The 14430-nt window shown below is 33.3% G+C and carries 10 protein-coding genes; 4 read left to right on the top strand and 6 right to left on the bottom strand.

Annotated features, from left to right (window positions below):
• Window positions 1-9: 9 nt before the first annotated feature.
• Window positions 10-429, top strand: a complete 420-nt coding sequence (locus QLQ96_RS03020) for a hypothetical protein (protein ID WP_482494557.1) — start codon at window positions 10-12, stop codon at window positions 427-429.
• Between the two features lie 342 nt (window positions 430-771).
• Here the strand turns inward: QLQ96_RS03020 and rpoN are convergent, their stop codons facing one another.
• The 5 genes from rpoN to QLQ96_RS02995 form a co-directional block, all read right to left on the bottom strand.
• Window positions 772-2232 (bottom strand): RNA polymerase factor sigma-54, encoded by a 1461-nt coding sequence (gene rpoN, locus QLQ96_RS03015; RefSeq protein WP_482494555.1) that lies wholly within the window; start codon window positions 2230-2232, stop codon window positions 772-774.
• A gap of 142 nt (window positions 2233-2374) precedes the next feature.
• On the bottom strand, window positions 2375-2770 hold the full coding sequence (locus QLQ96_RS03010; RefSeq protein ID WP_482494553.1) for a GxxExxY protein: 396 nt from the start codon (window positions 2768-2770) through the stop codon (window positions 2375-2377).
• A 187-nt stretch (window positions 2771-2957) separates the two neighbouring features.
• Window positions 2958-4403 (bottom strand): asparagine--tRNA ligase, encoded by a 1446-nt coding sequence (gene asnS / locus QLQ96_RS03005; RefSeq protein ID WP_482494552.1) that lies wholly within the window; start codon window positions 4401-4403, stop codon window positions 2958-2960.
• Window positions 4404-4773: 370 nt separating this feature from the next.
• Window positions 4774-5256, bottom strand: a complete 483-nt coding sequence (locus QLQ96_RS03000; protein WP_482494551.1) for a hypothetical protein — start codon at window positions 5254-5256, stop codon at window positions 4774-4776.
• A gap of 56 nt (window positions 5257-5312) precedes the next feature.
• Window positions 5313-7682 (bottom strand): efflux RND transporter permease subunit, encoded by a 2370-nt coding sequence (locus tag QLQ96_RS02995; protein ID WP_482494549.1) that lies wholly within the window; start codon window positions 7680-7682, stop codon window positions 5313-5315.
• A gap of 221 nt (window positions 7683-7903) precedes the next feature.
• On the opposite strand from QLQ96_RS02995, the gene QLQ96_RS02990 reads away from it, so the two are divergent.
• The 3 genes from QLQ96_RS02990 (at window position 7904) to QLQ96_RS02980 (ending at window position 11734) form a co-directional block, all read left to right on the top strand.
• Window positions 7904-8665 carry a sensor histidine kinase gene (locus tag QLQ96_RS02990; RefSeq protein ID WP_482494548.1) on the top strand — a complete coding sequence of 254 codons (762 nt, stop codon included), beginning with the start codon at window positions 7904-7906 and terminating at the stop codon, window positions 8663-8665.
• A complete protein-coding gene (locus tag QLQ96_RS02985) occupies window positions 8628-9347 on the top strand; it encodes a LytR/AlgR family response regulator transcription factor (protein WP_482494547.1) in 720 nt (239 codons plus the stop codon). The genes QLQ96_RS02990 and QLQ96_RS02985 overlap by 38 nt, the downstream gene beginning before the upstream one ends.
• A 116-nt stretch (window positions 9348-9463) precedes the next feature.
• Window positions 9464-11734 (top strand): cation:proton antiporter, encoded by a 2271-nt coding sequence (locus QLQ96_RS02980; RefSeq protein WP_482494545.1) that lies wholly within the window; start codon window positions 9464-9466, stop codon window positions 11732-11734.
• A 162-nt stretch (window positions 11735-11896) separates the two neighbouring features.
• Here QLQ96_RS02980 and QLQ96_RS02975 read toward each other — a convergent pair whose 3' ends face one another.
• Window positions 11897-14392 (bottom strand): DUF5686 family protein, encoded by a 2496-nt coding sequence (locus QLQ96_RS02975; protein ID WP_482494543.1) that lies wholly within the window; start codon window positions 14390-14392, stop codon window positions 11897-11899.
• Window positions 14393-14430 lie beyond the last annotated feature (38 nt).

Raw genomic sequence — 14430 nt, 5'->3', positions numbered from 1 at the left:
ATGCAAAGTATGAGAAAACAGAATATTTTATTGTTGATATTGATTGCAATTGCGGTTGCTTTAGTGGCATATTTTCAGTTTTACCTTGGCAAGAACGCTGATAAAGTAAATAATGAAGTTAAAGAATTAGTCGCAAAATATAATAAAAGCTGTCCGCTAAATATTCAAGAAGGAATGCGTTTAGATAGCGTGAGCCTTCCGGAAGAAAGAGTAGTTCAGTACAATTTGACTTTATTGAATGTCGCAAAAGAAACTGCTGAGGTAAATGTGATTCAGGAAGAAATTAAAAAAAGTCTTATCAGTACAGCAAAAGCAAATCCTGGCTTAAAAGTTTTTAGAGATAATGATTATACGCTAATTTATCATTACAGCGATAAAAAAAGCGTATTTTTATTTGATGTGACGATTCAGCCAGATCAATACAAATAAATTTAGGTTTATTGATATAAAATTAAACCCGACAGTTTTTTAAAATCTGTCGGGTTTTGTTTTTATAAAATATCAATCATTCCGCTAGGAATGTTTCGTCGGTAGAAAAGTATTAGGATTTTTGCGTTGTGTCCTGTAGGGACACCTGATTTTTTGGAAACAATATCATTTATCAAACGTTCCTAAGTAACGTATAATCATAATCTGATTTGTTTTTTTACCGACAAAACATTCCTAACGGAATGACAAACGACAAATAAAAAGAAACCCGACAAACGAAATTTGTCGGGTTCTTTTTATTTAAATGAACTTATATTTCTTATATGGTTTTATAAAAGAAAATTAAATCTTCTTTCTCATTCGCGCTACCGGAATATCAAGCTGTTCGCGGTATTTAGCAATTGTTCTTCTCGCAATAGGGTAACCTTTCTCTTTTAAGATTTCGGCTAATTGATCGTCTGGAAGCGGTTTTCTCTTGTCTTCTTCTTCAATTGTGTTTTGAAGAATTTTTTTGATTTCAAGAGTCGAAACATCTTCTCCTTGATCATTTTTCATGGCTTCAGAGAAGAATTCTTTAATCAGTTTTGTTCCGTATGGTGTTTCAACATATTTACTGTTGGCTACACGCGAGATTGTCGAAATATCTAAACCAACCATGTCCGCAATGTCTTTTAAGATCATTGGTTTTAGTTTGGTTTCGTCGCCGTCTAAGAAATATTCTTCTTGATAATGCATGATTGCATTCATCGTTACAAAAAGAGTTTCCTGACGCTGTCTAATCGCATCGATAAACCATTTTGCAGAATCCAGTTTTTGTTTGATAAACTGAACTGCATCTTTCTGCGCAGTCGATTTATCACGAGATTCTTTATACGTCTGCATCATTTCTTGATAATCTTTAGAAACGTGCAGAGAAGGAGCATTACGGCCGTTTAAAGTCAGTTCTAATTCGCCATCTACAATTCTGATTGCAAAGTCTGGAACGATATTCTCCGTTACTTTGTTGTTTCCTGTAAAAGAACCACCCGGTTTCGGATTCAAACGCTCAATTTCGTGAATGGCTTTTTTAAGCTGTTCGTTCGAAATGCTGTATTTCTGTAATAATTTATCGTAATGTTTCTTCGTAAAAGCATCAAACTGATTTTCGATAATGTCAATCGCTAAATCAACATATTCAGTTGGTGTTTTGTGTTTTAATTGCAATAATAAACATTCCTGCAAGTCACGCGCGCCAACTCCAGAAGGCTCTAATTCGTGAATCACAGTCATCATTTTCTCGACCATTGCTTCATCAGTATAAATTCCCTGAGTAAAAGCCATGTCGTCAACAATATCTGGAATGCTTCTGCGGATATAACCCATGTCGTCAATGCTTCCTACTAAGAATTCGGCGATTTCGCGCTCTTCATCATTCAAAATAAAAGTATTCAGCTGATTGATTAAATCCTGATGAAAACTAATCGGAGCCGCAAAAGGTGTTTCGCGTTCCTCGTCATCACTGTAATTATTTACCTGAGTTTTGTAATCAGGTGTATCATCGTCGCTTAAGTATTCGTCAATGTTAATGTCGTCTGCTTCGATTCTGTCAGATTCTGCATCATCATAATCGTCGTAGTCTTCATTAGCGTAATCATCAGCTTCGTATTCTTCTTCTTTTCCAGCTTCAAGCGCCGGATTTTCGTTCATTTCTTCTAATAAACGTTGTTCAAAAGCTTGCGTAGGCAATTGAATTAACTTCATCAGCTGAATTTGCTGTGGAGATAATTTTTGTGATAATTTTAAATTTAAAAATTGCTTTAGCATAATAAGGCGCTATGTTTTTTGCCACTAAGGCGCGAAGGCGCAAAGTTTTTTTATTATTATTTTGCCTCGAAGGCTTTTGTTTTTTAACCATTAAGTCGCAAAGTCTTATTTTTGCTTGCGTTCAATGTCTTACCGAAAAATTCTAATATACTCTCTTCGTATTTATAAATCTTCTTATACCGCTTTTGATTAGTGGCACATTAAAATTAATTAAATAGCCTAAATCTTTGTTCAGTAATTTTATCTGACTTATAATTTGTGCTTCCCAAACTGGATTAATTTGTTCAACTGCTTTTATTTCTATAATTATAGAATTTTCAACTAATAAATCTAATCTTAATCCTTCGCTAAATTCAATTCCATCATAAAAGATCGGAATATCAACTTGGCGTTTTACATCAAGACCTGCTTTAGTGATTTCGTGAGCCAAACAAACTTCGTAAACTCTTTCTAATAATCCTGGACCAAGTTGTTTATGAACTTTGAATGCCGAGTTTACAATTATTTTTCCAATTTCTTCAGTTCTTTCAGAGAGCATGTTTTTTATGGTTTTGCCACGAAGGCACAAAGGCGCAAAGTTTTTTTGAAAGCTTTTAAATATTCCTAAATAATAAAATAATACTTTGAGTTTGTGTCTTCGTGGTATTATTTTAATTTTTTTTGAGTCTTAATCAGTTTTTAAAAAAACTTAGTGTCTTTGTGCCTTTGTGGCAATAAACCGTGTCTTAGAATTCAGCACTTCCAGGAGTTCTTGGGAAAGGAATTACATCTCTAATGTTTGTCATTCCAGTTACAAACAATACCAAACGCTCAAATCCTAAACCGAAACCTGCGTGTGTTGCAGAACCGAATCTTCTTGTGTCTAAATACCAATATAATTCTTCTTTATCAATTCCAAGAGCTTCCATTTTCTGAACAAGAACATCATAACGCTCTTCTCTTTCAGAACCCCCAACGATTTCTCCAATTCCAGGGAAAAGGATGTCCATTGCACGAACTGTTTCTCTTCCTGGTTCTGTGTTGTCATTCAAACGCATGTAAAATGCTTTAATGTTTGCCGGGTAATCAAATAAAATTACCGGACATTTAAAGTGTTTTTCCACTAAATAACGCTCGTGTTCTGATTGTAAATCAGCTCCCCATTCGTTGATGATATATTGGAATTTCTTCTTTTTATTTGGAGTTGAATCTCTTAAAATATCAATTGCTTCCGTATAAGAAACACGTTTGAAGTTGTTTTCTAAAACGAAATTTAGTTTTTCTAACAACGGCATTTCGCTTCTTTCTGCCTGTGGTTTAGATTTTTCTTCTTCAAGAAGTCTTCCCTCTAAGAATTTCAAATCATCCTGACAGTGGTCTAAAGCATATTTAATAACATACTGAATAAAATCTTCCGCCAAATCCATGTTGTCATCAAGGTCATTGAAAGCAACCTCAGGCTCGATCATCCAGAATTCTGCCAAGTGACGAGAAGTGTTTGAGTTTTCTGCTCTAAATGTTGGTCCAAAAGTATAAATCTGACCCAAAGCCATTGCAAAAGTTTCTCCTTCTAGTTGTCCAGAAACGGTTAAATTTGTATGTTTTCCGAAGAAATCTTTTTTGAAATCGATGTTTCCTTCTTCATTTTTTGGCAAATTCTCAAGTGGCAAAGAAGTTACTTGGAACATTTCTCCAGCACCTTCAGCATCAGCTCCAGTAATAATTGGCGTGTTTACGTACACGAAACCTTTTTGCTGGAAATAGCTATGAACCGCATAAGACAATACCGAGCGAACACGCATAATTGCACCAAAAGCATTTGTACGTACACGCAAGTGAGCGTTTTCACGTAAAAATTCTAAAGAGTGTTTTTTAGGCTGCATTGGAAATTTCTCTGCATCAGAATCTCCTAAAATCTCAATTTTAGAAACCTGAATTTCATATTTCTGACCCGCACCTTTACTTTCAACCAAAGTTCCAATTACAGAAACTGCAGCTCCAGTCGTGATTCTTTTTAAAGTCTCCTCTGGAGTATTTTCAAAATCAACAACACATTGAATATTATTAATTGTAGAACCGTCATTAAGCGCGATGAACTGATTATTTCTAAAAGTTCTCACCCATCCTTTTGCATTCACTTCCTGTAGCGTCGTCGTACTGTTTAATAAGTCTTTAACCTTTGTGTGTTTCATTTTAATTTTAGATTTTTAGTCCCGAAGCTTCGGGAGATTTTAGATTAAAAAAAATCATTGTTTTTTATATCGAATTGCAAATATAAACGATATTAATTAATTTTTGAAGCTGTTTCCTGCTATCAGCTATATCTTTTTCTTGCTAAAGGAGCAAGAAAAAGGATGCCGCTTCTATCAGGGCTAGGGCATTAGGTTTCAAAAGATGAATTTTTTTTACTACGTGTTTTGTTTTATGCCCATTTTTGTCATTTCGACGAAGGAGAAATCTCTATAAGAAACTCGACAAACTTAGGGATTACTGTGCGGAGCTAAGCTACTTGCGGAGATTTCTTCTTCGTCGAAATGACAATATTATGGAAATATAGGTGTGTTATTGAACTATAATCTCAAATGTTTCAGTAAATTTCTTTTCTAAATTTCTCCTTTTTCTCTTAGGAATCCGCCTTGTTAGAAATATTGAAAAGACAATGAGCAAATTAAAAATTACATATACTTGTAAAGGAAATTCTTCTTGGCTGATAAATATTGAGTTGAACAATATAAATGCAACAAGCGGATAATATTTTAGCCAAATTTCCTGAAATTTATGTGTAGGTTCAATCGTATAATTAATAATTAATGTTCTGTTTTCTGTTTTATAACTGCCCTTAATAATGAAATATGTTAGAGAAACAACTGAATTCGTTGTTAAGCGAAATGTTGAATCATCAAAATTTCCGTAAAAATGCTCTGAAGAATCTCCAAATATTCTGAATAAACTAAATGGACTAATTAATTTTAGTTTTGGATTTCCAATTACCGTATTTTCTTTGAGTCGATTTTTGAATTCAGTAATATTAAGTTTTGATTCCATTCTTTATTTTTAATTCAATTCGTGCTAGTTCGTGAAACTATTGGCAAAAAAAACTATTACTCCCCCAAATTATTCTCTAATTCCTCTTTCTTAGTTTTCTTCTTTTCAAAAGTCAAAACCAAAGAAGGCAGAACCACCAAGTTAGCAAACATTGCAAAAACCAAAGTACAAGAAATTAATCCTCCTAAAGCAATCGTTCCGCTGAAGCTTGATAAGGTGAAAGTCGCAAAACCTAAAATCAAAACGATAGAAGTATAAAAAGTACTTACTCCAGTTTCTCTTAAAGCGCTGAAAACAGATTTTTTTACTTTTCCTTTATTTTGAGTCAGCTCATCTTTGTATTTCGCCATAAACTGAATCGCATTATCAACCGAGATTCCGAAAGCGATACTGAATACCAAAATCGTTGATGGCTTTAACGGAATTCCGAAATAACCCATTAATCCAGAAGTAATACAAAGCGGTAAAATATTCGTAATCAAAGAAGCCAATACCATTTTGAAAGAACGGAATAAGTACAGCATCAAAAATGCAATCGTCATAATTGCAAAAAGCAACGATTCGATTAAGTTGTGCGCCAAATACGTTGTTCCTTTCTGAAAAACTAAAGCTTTTCCTGTAATCGTAACTTCAAAACGGTCTTTCGGGAAAATTTCATCGATTTTTTTACGAAGTTTTCCTTCTACTTTCGCCATTTCATCTGTTCCGATATCTTTCATGAAAGTTGTGATTCTAGCATATTGTCCAGTCGAATCAACGTAAGCTTTCATTAGATTTTCTTTACTGTTTTTTGTCGCATTTTTAGCATAACTCAAAATAAAAGTTTGCTCTTGCGAAGTCGGCAATTGGTAATATTCTGGGTTTCCGTTGTAGAAAGCCTGTTTAGAATATTTTACCAAATTTACCACAGAAACTGGTTTTGCTAATTCTGGAATTTCAGAAATGGTATTCTGCAATTCATCCATTTTACGAATAGTCGAAGCCTTCATAACACCTTTTTTCTTTTTGGTGTCGACCATAATTTCAAGAGGCATTACTCCGTTAAATTCTTTTTCGTAAAATAAAATATCTTTAAAGAAAGAAGCGCTTTTTGGCATTTCGCCAATCAAACTTCCAGAAACTTTCATTTGCCTAATTCCATTTAAACTTACAATAAATAGAACAGCGTAAATGCAATAAACGATTGTCTTTTTACCTTTTACAATGCTTGTAACTGTATTTAAAAGTGTCGAAATATAAGTTTTATCTAAGTGATATAAATGTTTCGCTTTTGGCAATGGCATAAAACTGTAAATAATTGGCACGATAAAAAGTGTCAAAGTATAAACAGAAAGCACGTTGATAGAAGTTACTAATCCGAATTCAAAAAGCAATTCGTTTCCTGTAATCATCAAAGTTGCAAAACCAATTGCAGCTGTTAAATTGGTCATGAAAGTCGAATGTCCGATTTTTGAAATAACACGCTGTAACGCTTTTGCCTGATTGTTATGAATTTTGATTTCTTGCTGATATTTATTAATCAGGAAAATACAGTTTGTAATTCCGATTACGATAATCAGCGGCGGAATAATTGCCGTTAAAATCGTGATTTTATATCCGAATAATCCCAATGTTCCAAATGACCAAGTTACGCCGACAATTAAAATAACAATCGAAATGAAAGTTGCTCTAAACGAACGGAAGAAGAAAAAGAAAATCAATGAAACTGTCAATAAAGAAGCTCCGATGAAAAGTCCGATTTCGCCTTTCATGTTATCTGCATTGATCGTTCTGATGTACGGCATTCCTGAAACTTTCAAGTCAATTCCAGTTGTTTTTTCGAATTTATCGATTTTCGGAACCAGATTTTCAAGAATAAAAGTTTTTCTGTTTGCGGTGTTTACCAGATTTTTGTTGATGTAAATCGCAGAACGAATACTTCCGCTTTCTTTGTTAAATAATAATCCTTCGTAAAAAGGTAAATTATGAAACAATTCATACTGAACAGTTTTTAAATACGCAGGATCTAAAACTTTGCTTTGATCGATAAACGGCGATAAAACAAATTTTTCGTTAACAGTGTCTTTTTCTAGTTTTTTCAAATCGTTAAGAGAAACCACTAAATCAACTTCTTTAGATTTCTTCAAACCTGTCATCAATTCATTCCAAGCTGCGTAGTTTTTTGGAGTAAAGAATTTTGGGTCTTTAAAACCAATAACGATCAGATTTCCTTCCTCGCCAAATTTGTCAAGGAATTTTTGATAATCTTTATTCGCAATATGATCTTTCGGAAGCAGGTTAGCTTCTGTATAAGTCATGGCAAGATTTTTCCACTGATAACCAAAGAAAATAGTTAAAGCAGAAAGTATAACCAGAATTGTAATTCTGTTTTTAAGTATGATTCGGGCAAGTTTTTCCCAAAATCCAACTTTAATAGCGTTTTTCATAACATCTTTAAAAAATGGATGCAAATGTAGTGAAAAGTGCTCGAAATCATAAATATTCCGTTCTATTTTACTTTATGTTAACACAAAATATATCTTCTCTAAAAGCACTATAATTTACTTGCTTTTTGCCGTTTAGTCGTCAGCTTTTCTCATATTTGCAAGTAATTTATAGTAAAAAAAATCTGTTATTGTGATTTGAACTAAAAAACAAACAAGCAACGATGCAACAAAATGATACTACAACTTTTATTTTCTTAGCAATTCTTTTGCTTTTAATTGTCATTATCTGCATTTTGATATATCAATTAATGCAATCAAAAAAGTCAAAAGAGAATGCAGAACAAAGTTTCTATGCTTTAGAAGCAAAAGTAAACGACTTGCAATTAGAAAATTTAGAATCAAAATTGAATCCGCATTTGTTTAAGAATATTCTAAATTCGATTCAGTCGCATGCATATCAGACTTATTTTGCTTTGGATAAACTGGCGAATGTTTTGGACTATATTTTATACGAAAGCAAAAAAAAGTTTGTAACGGCTAAAGAAGAAATTGATTTTGCATTGAATTTAATCGAAATCAATAAAATTAAAATCAGTCCGCTTTTTGAGCTGAAAGTCAAAACGAATATCAACGAAGAAGATAAATTATACGATCAGCCTTTGTTGGCGCCTTTAATTTCGATCGATTTAATTGAAAATGCTTTCAAACATGCCGATCTTCAAAGCGCAGATGCTTTTATTTCGGTAGTTTTCGAGTTTAAAAACAACGCTTTTTTTATGACGGTTTCAAACAAAATCTCCGATAAAAAAGTGCTGAAAAAAGAACGAAGCGGTTTTGGCCATGCAACGCTAGAACATCGTCTTCGCATTATTTATAAGAATAATTTCAAACTTGAAAGATTTGTAGAAAACGATGTTTATATTGCTCATCTAAAAATTGATTTACTTGAATACAAAACTGAAATGCTTGCTTCTGGACGATGAACTTCCCGGATTAACGTACCTAAAAATGCTTTGCGAACAGATTCCTGATCTGGAAATCGTAAAAACATTTAATAATCCTGAAAAATTGTTGTCTGATATTCCTGATTTAGATTTTGATTTGCTGATTTCTGACATCGAAATGCCTGGAATCGACGGACTGCATCTGGCTGAAAAACTGCAGGATAAATTGGTGATTTTTTGTACGGCGTATAAAGAATATGCAGCCGAAGCATTTAATATTGATGCTGTAGATTATATTACAAAACCAGTAAAATTAGAGCGTTTGCAAAAAGCAATCACTAAAGCTTTTGAACGTTTCGAAAAATCAAATTCAGATAAAAAATTCATTCAGCTGAATACTGACAAAGGCAAAACGTTGCTGTATTTTAATAAAATTCAATACATAAAAACTGCCGCCAGCGATAGCCGAGACAAAACGGTTTTGCTTACTGATGGAAGTTTTTTGAATTTAAAAAATGTAAAATTCGATACACTTTTAAACGAATTGCCAGATGCCGATTTCTGCCGAGTTAATAAAAAAGAAATCGTAGCCGTTAAAGCCATAAAATTCTTTAATCATACCGAAATTGTCCTGCATCATTTAGAAGAAAATAATAAAAATGCAACGTTAATTTTAAGTGAAACCTATCGTGCCGATTTTGTAAAAAAAGTGAAACTCTAAAACTTATTACAATTTTTTTCGGACTTGTTACATGCTGTTGAAATTAACAAGTGAATTACTTTTTCAGTAAATTCACAGTACTGATATTTGCGGTAATTAATTTAAAGAATGAATTTATGAATAACGTTAGGAACTCTGTATTCTATGTAACAGTTATTGGTGGTTTTACTGCGCTTATATATTGGGTAATTTCAAAAGGTGCTACATTAGAAGTAGGGCGTAATATTGTAAAGAAGAGTGTTGAAAGCAATCATTGGAAAGACTTTCTTCATTCGATGATCGAAAATCTGCAGCATCCTTTGGCTATTTTATTGGCTCAGATTGTGACCATCATTTTAGTTGCTCGTTTTTTTGGATGGTTTTTTAGAAAAATAGGACAGCCGTCTGTAATTGGCGAAATGATTGCCGGAATTGTTTTAGGACCATCTTTGGTCGGAATGTATTTTCCAGAGTTTTCAGCAGCTTTATTCCCTGCAGCATCTTTAGGGAATTTGCAGTTTTTAAGCCAGATCGGTTTGATACTTTTCATGTTTGTTATTGGTATGGAATTGGATTTGAAAGTGCTGAAAAACAAAGCACATGATGCTGTTGTAATAAGTCACGCCAGTATCGTAATTCCGTTCGCTTTAGGGTTAACATTAGCGTATTTTATATATGGAACTTTTGCTCCAGATGGAGTTGAGTTTTCTTCTTTCGGATTATTTATGGGAATTGCCATGAGTATTACTGCATTTCCGGTGTTGGCTAGAATTGTTCAAGAACGCGGAATGCAGAAAACAAAATTAGGAACCATTGCGATTACTTGTGCGGCTGCAGATGATATTACGGCTTGGTGTATTTTGGCAGTTGTTATTGCAATTGTAAAAGCAGGTTCGTTTGCAAGTTCGCTTTATGTTATCGGAATGGCGATTTTGTATGTAATTATCATGCTGAAAATCGTTCGCCCGTTCTTAAAAAGAGTTGGAGATTTAAATGCGACGCGCGAAAGTTTAAATAAACCTGTCGTTGCGATTTTCTTTATCACGCTTTTAATTTCTGCCTATGCATCTGAGTTAATTGGAATTCATGCTTTGTTCGGAGCTTTTCTTGCTGGAGCGATTATGCCAGAAAACAATAAATTCAGAAATATATTTATTGAAAAAGTTGAAGACGTTTCGATTATTGTTCTTTTGCCATTATTTTTCGTTTTCACTGGTTTGCGTACACAAATCGGATTATTGAATGATCCTGAATTATGGAAAATTACAGGTTTAATCATTTTGGTTGCCGTAGTTGGTAAATTCTTCGGAAGTGCTTTGGCAGCTAAATTTATGGGGCAAAATTGGAAAGATAGTTTAGCTATTGGTGCCTTAATGAATACTAGAGGTTTAATGGAATTGGTGGTTTTAAATATAGGTTACGATCTTGGAGTATTATCAACAGAAATTTTTACGATGATGGTAATTATGGCATTGGTAACTACTTTTATGACAGGTCCAGCTTTAGATTTCATCGGTTTTATTTTTAAAGATAAAGAGACTGCCGTTCCGGAGGAAATTGGAACCAAAAGCAAATACAAGATTTTACTTTCGTTTGCAACGCCAGAAAAAGGCAAAAAACTACTTAAAATTGCCAATAGTTTGGTTAAAAAGCAACCAGATAATTCGATTGTAACGGCGATGCATTTGTCTTTAAGTACAGAAGTGCATTCTTTTGATGTGAAAGAACACGAGAAAAAAATGCTTGTTCCAGTAATTGAAGAATCACAATCGCTGAACCAAAATATGGTGAGTTTATTTAAGGTATCTAATGATATTGATTCGGATATAATTGATACAGCAAATCAAGGAGAATATGATTTGTTGCTGGTTGGTTTAGGGCAATCTATTTTTGACGGAACTTTGCTAGGGAAAATTCTTGGTTTCACAACTCGAATTGTAAATCCAGATCGTTTGATTGACAAGTTTACAGGAAAAGAAGGTTTGTTTGAAAATTCTCCTTTTGATGAAAGAACGCGTCATATTATTACAAAATCTAAAATGCCAGTCGGAATCTTTATTGATAAAGATTTCGAAGAAGTCAATCAAGTTTTGATGCCTGTTTTTAGTAAAGAAGATGCTTTTTTAATTGAATATGCTAAAAAACTAATCAATAATAATGGCGCTCAGATTACGGTTTTAGATGCTGGCGGAGAAGTGAAAAATACGAGAGAAATTCAGGAAACAATTCGTTCTATCGAGCAGATTGCGCCAAATCACATTATGATTATGAATGACAGAACATTAAAAAAAGAATTTTTAGAAAGTCAGGATTTAATGATTATAAGTTTAGACAGCTGGAAAAAATTAATAGAATCGCAAAGTATCTGGTTGAATAATTCGCCATCAGTTTTGATTCTGAAACCATAAAGGTTTAAATTTTCAAAATAAATAAAATCCCAAATTCCAATTTGCTGTTGGAGTTTGGGATTTTTTATTGTGAATTATGAAGAACTTTGATAAAGTTTTTATGTTCAAAAATTAGAATTTGGAATTTGAGATTTTCTAGTTTACGAAATTGGAATTTAAAATCTAAAGTCCCAAATCAAGCACATAAGAAATCTTGACTGCAATATTATCTTCAAATTTCGTTAATTGGTTTGGCCCGTATCTGTAGAATCCTCCTAAACCTATGCCTTTAAAAATTCTGTTTAGTTCAATTCCCGATTCAAAAAAACCTTTATCAAGCGCTTTGTAAGTTGGTCCAACATGCTGTTCTGGATTTTCCATACTTCCCCAAGCCATTCTGGTAACTAAAACCAATGATGGACGAACTTTTTTCATGATTCTAATTCGGTCAAAACCATGTTTAATTTGAAACATCAAATATTGGCTTGAGAAGAACTCGTTAAAATACATGGTTTCAAAAGCATTTCTTCCCGCAAAAGTGATACGCTGAATAACAGTTTCCTTCGTTAAATTATTTGGAGCTGTGTTATACAAATGCGTAATGGGAACATCGCCCATTGCATAACCTGCCTGTAAAAGCAAACTTGTTTTCTGACGATTTAAAAACTGTTTTTCGTATTCAGCCTTAAAATCTATTTTGCTAAAAGTGAAATCATTATCAAAAACATTCGGCAGAGATTGCGTGTACTGAAACGTAAACCTCGGAAATCTTTTATCGCTTTCATTTCTTCCTGTCGGAGTCTGCATATAATTGCTAAAAGGTGCCCAGACAATTGAAAGCATTGCCGTAGTCATGATATAGCTAGAATACAATTTTCCGTTTAAGTTATACAGATAATCAAATTTTGGTTCTATATTATTTCTGGAAAGTTCTAAAACGGCTTCGGTTTTCGGAATAAATTTTGTTTGAACATTGGCACGCCATCCTGTATATTCGTAAAAAGTGCTAATGTTTATCGGACGCGGATCGTAAATTTTAAAAACCCGTTTGTCAACAGAAAAAACGGTACTCGCAATTTCTCGTACATCATCGGTATAATAACCATTAAACCAAGTGTTGGTATGTTTGTCTAGTAGAACGCCAGCTCCTGCGCTGTATTTAAAAACACCGTCTTTAGTTCCGTAAGCAGTGTAGCTTTCAAGACGAAAATTTTTAGAAAAGCGATCGTTTGTAACACCGCCTATACCGATTCGGAAACCTTCGTAATTGTTGTAACTTATAATTTTTTTCAAATCTAAATCGACAGGACCAATCGGATAGAAGCCATTAATGATTTTTCGGCCAATTCCTAAGCGTTTTTCAATTCGATTTCGAATAGAAAGACTGTCCAGCAACTGGTATGTTTTTTGGCTTTTTAAATCAAGATTTTCCTTTCGATAGGCTTCCCAAAAACTTTCTGGTTTTTTGGCTGCATCGTCGTTGATTTCGATATAAAGCGAAGGGTTTTTTATCGGATTATTGGTGTTCACGCGAACATCAAAACTATTGCTTTCTGAAAGCAGATAGGTAAAATCTGAAGCTACTTTTTTTCTTGCTTCGAAATTTTCTTCAACATCTCCATCAAATTGAATCGTACCTCCTAAAATTCGAATATCATCTTCATTTTTACCTTTTACAATTTTAAAAGTAGTATTGCTCTGAAACCATATTTTTTCTTTCGGAATATATTCAAATTCGTGAATCCCGCTGATGTCCAAAACCCCTTTTATACGCATTACGGCTTTCGCGACAGCAAAATTTTCTTTATCGATATATAAAACCCCTTCTAAGCCAGAAGTTCTGTGTTTTGATTTGTTTTTGAAATAAATCATATACGTGTCACGACCTTTTACGCTAACAGTATCTAACAATTTATAATTGTAATTTGAAGGCGCATTTTTAGAAATAGGATTTTCATATTTGGTTTCAAACAATTCATAATTAGAATCATAAATAGAAATTGATTGAAGGTTGAAAGCTAGAACTTCGTAAATAGGCTGTTTGAAACCAGCGATTTTTGTTCCCAAAACGGTTTCTTTCAGTTTATTGTTTCCAAATTGATATTGAGAAACTTTTTCGGTCTGAAATAAGTGCTGTTTGCTTACAATTTCTTTAAACTTATAATCAGAAGAATCGATATTTATGATTTTCTTTTTTAAATCTTTATATGTGGCTGAAGTATCAATACGCCCGTCAATAGAATCTGGATTGGCAGTTACAATAAGTTTGTTATAGGTTTTATACTCAAAATTATTGAGCTTTTTCTGCGGATCGTTGGTCGACTTATTGGCAATAACTTTTCTGATAATTGTTAAAGCGGGATTTTCATTAGAAACAACAACTTCTTTTAAGTCATCTGTTTGCTGCAAAAGTGAAACAGCGTAATAAGTTTTACTATTGAGCAGCTCAATTGTTTTGGTTTGAAAACCAATATAGGAAATCGTAAGTGTTGTTGCAGAAGAACTAACTTTGAAAATAAATTTCCCATCAACATCTGTAATAGTGTTATTGTTTTCTGAGGTAGTAATGGTGGCAAACGGAAGAGGTTTGCTGTTTGAATCGGTTACGATTCCGTTTATTTGAATTTGCGCTTGCAGGGTAAGCGTAAAAAACAAAGTCAAAAAACAAAATAGCTTCATACAGAATGATATAGTTTCAGAAACGAAAAGAATTTAAT

The sequence above is a fragment of the Flavobacterium sp. B167r genome, from assembly GCF_056824315.1.
Note: the sequence above shows the minus strand (reverse complement) of the source record. Positions and strands in the feature narration are given on the sequence as shown.